1 protein-coding gene is annotated in these 1,345 nt (G+C 60.7%); it reads right to left on the bottom strand.

Going from position 1 to position 1,345, the window contains the following annotated elements:
- A partial coding sequence (locus tag B3Q33_RS10015) for a copper ion binding protein (RefSeq protein ID WP_286827509.1) occupies positions 1-1,091 on the bottom strand: 1,091 nt, incomplete at its 3' end.
- Positions 1,092-1,345 lie beyond the last annotated feature (254 nt).

Raw genomic sequence — 1,345 nt, 5'->3', positions numbered from 1 at the left:
TCGCCGGTGAGCATGGACTCATCCAGGCGGCTTTCGCCTTCTTCGACGATGCCGTCCACGGCAATTTTTTCCCCGGGGCGTACGCGCAGGATGTCATCGGTCTGCACCTGCTCCACCGGGATGTCCTGCTCCCTTTTTTCGTGATTCGGGCCGTCGCGAACCACCCGGGCGGTTTTGGCGCCCAGGTCCAGTAGCCGTTTTACCGCTTCGCTGGTTTTGCCCCGGGCCCGCACTTCCAGGGCCTGGCCCAGGTTGATCAGGCCGATGATCATGGCACTGGCTTCGAAGTACACATGGCGGGCGGCTTCCGGGAGCGCCGCGGGAATCAGTACCACGGCCATGGAGTAGAGCCAGGCGGCACCGGTGCCCAGAGCAATCAGGGTATCCATGTTGGCGTTGTGATTGCGAAACGCCTTCCAGGCACCGACAAAGAAATGGCGCCCGGCGGTGGCCAGCACCGCCAGGGTCAGCAGGCCGATAGCCAGCCAGATCCACTGACTGGCGGCGCCGGGTTGAACCATCATGTTGCCGCCCAGCAGTCCCCAGGCCATCAGCGGTACGCCCAGCCCCAGGCCCAGCCAGGTATGACGCAGGAGGCGGCGATAGTGTTGCTGCTCCTGTTGTTCGCGGGCGCCATCATCATCGTTGTCGTCCACTGGGCTGGCGCCATAGCCCGCCTTCTCTACTGCGTCGATCAGGGATTGGGTATCCGCCGTGCCGCTGACTCTGGCGGTGCGGTCGGCAAAGTTCATCTGTGCCTGGTTGACCCCCGCGGTGTTGCGCAGGGCGTTTTCGATGGTGCGTACGCAGGCGGCGCAGGTGGCACCGGTAATGGCAAGCTGCTGTTCCTGATCGGTGCTGGCGGGCGATGCTGATGCAGTGTGAGGCGGCGTGTCTTCGACGGCATAACCCGCCTTGGCCAGGGCAGCCTGCAAGTCGGCACTGTCGGCGGTGCCGGTGACGGTCACCTGCTGGGCATCCAGATCCACCTGCACATCGTCGATGCCTGCGATGGCGGACAGCGCCTCGCGAATCTTGCGGACGCAGCTCTGGCAGCTGGCGCCCTGAATATCGAACCTCTGTGTCTGCATCAGGATCTCCTATTAGCCGGTGTGGGCGTAACCATTCCTGTCGTCACAGATTGTCAAACTTCAGGGTAACCCCAAGGTCAACCCTGTGCTATAAGTTGCCGGCGGCATTGAAAATTTTTATAAAACTGTCAAAAAGGCGGAACTGTTCGTGCGCCGGCGACTCCATATCACCACTAAAGTACCAGCACATTGATGCCGTTTATCAATATTGAGAGGACCTTTTCTATGTTTAAGAAAACTTTGCTTGTGTCAGG

This window comes from Alcanivorax sp. UBA3183, from assembly GCF_002364155.1.
GTDB classification, from domain to species: domain Bacteria; phylum Pseudomonadota; class Gammaproteobacteria; order Pseudomonadales; family Alcanivoracaceae; genus Alcanivorax; species Alcanivorax jadensis.
This window is presented reverse-complemented; position numbering and strand designations above follow the sequence as displayed.